Source organism: Streptomyces sp. NPDC001880 (assembly GCF_053594575.1).
Window position 1 is genome coordinate 1 of record NZ_JBSFET010000250.1, and the last position, 2,221, is coordinate 2,221.

General features: G+C 66.8%; 1 protein-coding gene. It reads left to right on the top strand.

Features of this window, described 5'->3' with window-relative positions:
* The first annotated feature begins 78 nt into the window (after positions 1–78).
* Positions 79–1,926, top strand: a complete 1,848-nt coding sequence (locus tag ACWCQ6_RS36930; protein WP_451096837.1) for a protein kinase domain-containing protein — start codon at positions 79–81, stop codon at positions 1,924–1,926.
* Positions 1,927–2,221 lie beyond the last annotated feature (295 nt).

The following is a 2,221-nucleotide window of genomic DNA, read 5'->3' on the forward strand; positions in this document are numbered from 1 at the left end:
ATCCGCCGACCGCGCCCCAGTCCTTGGGCGTGATGACCGTGTACGGCACCCGCAGCGCACTGTTCCCGGTCTTGCTGGATGTTGCTTCGCGAAACCGCCGGTCTCATCGGGCCGTTTTCACTAGCCTGGCTTGTTGTTCGCGCGCTGTGCGGCGCCCGTGGTGAAGGAGGCTGCGCTGCTGTGATGGCACTGCAGGAGCACGATCCGGATCGGATTGCGGATTACCGGTTGCTCGGTCGGCTCGGTGAGGGCGGGATGGGCGTGGTGTATCTCGCCCGTTCGTCGCGGGGCCGGATGGCGGCAGTGAAGTCAATTCGTGCCGAGCTGGCGGCGGTGCCGGACTTTCGGGCCCGGTTCGCCCACGAGATCACCGTGGCCCAGCAGGTCGGCGGGGACTGGACGGCCCCTGTACTGGACGCCGACTCGCACGCCGAGCGGCCCTGGGTCGCTACCGCCTACATCCCCGGGCCCACTCTCACCGAGGTGGTGAACCAGCACGGACCGCTGCCCGAGAGATCGGTGCGCGGCCTGGCTTCCGGACTGTGTGCGGCCCTGGCCGATATCCACGCTGCCGGGCTCGTTCACCGTGATCTGAAACCCTCGAACATCATGATCACCATCGACGGCCCGAGGGTGATCGACTTCGGCATCGTGCGCGCACTGGACGACCCGACCAGCGGCGGACTGACCTCCACCGGGCTGATCGTGGGCACACCCGGTTTCATGGCCCCCGAACAGATCCGCGGCGAGCGACTCACCAAGGCCAGTGACATCTTCTCGCTCGGCGCGGTACTCGCCTTCGCCGCCAGCGGACACCTGGCATTCGAAGTTCCCGACGGGCAGGCGCACGCCCTCATGTACCGGGTGGTGCACGAGGAACCGGACCTCACCGGCGTGCCCAACCCGCTACTGCCTCTCATCCGGGACTGCCTGGCCAAGGACCCGGCCGCCCGGCCGTCCCTTGACGCGCTCCGAGCCCGAGAAGAGACGCAGTACCACCACCTCGGGCCCTGGCTCCCAGCCGCCATCTTGGCCCAGTTAGGGCAGGACGCGGCACACCTACTCGCACACGAAGACCCGTATACCCGAGTGGCCCCCGATTCCACCCCGGCCCCGACACCCGGATCGCCGCACACGGCCGTAACCGAGCCGGCCCGACCTGCCACCGCGCCACTCACCACCCCCGACACGCCGCAGCGACCAGCCGACCCCTCACACGACGACGGGGAGCCACGACGCACGCTGGCTGAAGAACGCAGACGCACACTGGCTGAAGAACGCAAACGGGGAAAAAGGTCAGCATTCTCCACCGCCGCCGTATATGTAGCGCTCGCACTGTTCGCCGCGATCGCCGCGGGCACCGCGTTCCTGCAGATCGACCTCGTGCGCGACGGAAGCGAGCTCCATGCCTATGACTATGAGGATGACGCCTCCGCATGGGGAACGGCTCAGGTCATCTCCGGAGCCGTGTTGATCGCCTGCTGGCTGGTCTGGTTCGCTGGGACGCGCGCCATCGCTGAGGGCTTCGCCCCCGGGCGGCTGCGATACCGCCCCTCCATGGCGGTCCTCGCCTGGTTCATCCCAGTCCGCAACCTCTACCTGCCCAAGCAGATCGCCAACGACATCTGGCACGCCTCCAGCCCGCCAAGCCGGGCAGGGGTAATGGCTCCGGCCCTCGGGCTTCACCTCTGGTGGGGGTTCTGGCTGGCGACCTTGGTGACCTGGCCAGTGTTCTGGGGAACGATCAGGTGGGATCAGTTCATCCACAGTTCCGCGGAAGAAAACGGGTATGTGTATATGCATGACTTCGACGAAGCCGGATGGGCAGCGCTCATCCTCCGCATCTTCGTCATTCCCACGGCCGTGCTAGCCGCCCGCTACGTCCACAAACTGAATGCCATGCAGCGAGCACGACTCCACGCCTGAACCGGCCTTGATCCCGGTGTTGGGGTGCCGTTAACGAGCAGCGAGAGACGTGGCGCCTCCGGGCGGTCTGTAGAGGCGGGCACCGTGAACACGAGAGCCATCCTTCGTTGGACGCCTCCACGCTGACACGGTTGGCGAGGCGCTCGATCTTCCCGGAGATGGTCCAGTTCACTGAGCTCGGGTGAGGTCATGGCTCGAAGTCTCGCACCATGCCGCCCGGCGCCGACACAGATGCCCGTAGAGGCGTGGTCGGGCCGCTGACATTCCCTCTGCGCATCCCCCTGCCGCCCGACTA

What these genes read in the sequence shown, in the direction of transcription:
- ACWCQ6_RS36930 (WP_451096837.1), top strand. Translation starts at nt 79, where the DNA reads ATGTTGCTTCGCGAAACCGCCGGTCTCATCGGGCCGTTTTCACTAGCC.